Annotated in this window: 1 pseudogene; it reads right to left on the bottom strand. The window is 43.7% G+C overall.

Features of this window, described 5'->3' with window-relative positions:
• A pseudogene (locus tag AB4512_RS24270) lies at positions 1–247 on the bottom strand (TetR/AcrR family transcriptional regulator); the annotation flags it as partial.

Here is a 247-nt window from a genome sequence, read left to right as displayed (position 1 = left end):
ATCAGAAAGTGGCTATGGATGAAGTGTCTGACAAGGTTAATGTCTAACACCATCAATTCACCGTCCTCTTGTCCTTGCAAAATGATCTCGTCTAGTGACGCGAACATCTGCGAGACGATCACTTCTCGAGTTTGAGTTGTTGGGTCGAAATGAACATTGGTGAAGAACTTCAACGCAATCGGATTTTCTAGTGCCCATTCAATCCCAGTGATCCACATGAACTTAAAGGCTTGGTAGCGATCTTCTA

It is taken from the genome of Vibrio sp. 10N.222.52.B7 (assembly GCF_041474275.1).
GTDB classification, from domain to species: Bacteria; Pseudomonadota; Gammaproteobacteria; order Enterobacterales; family Vibrionaceae; genus Vibrio; species Vibrio crassostreae_C.
The sequence above is the reverse complement of the archived record's forward strand: the minus strand, read 5'-3'. Positions and strand labels throughout refer to the sequence as shown.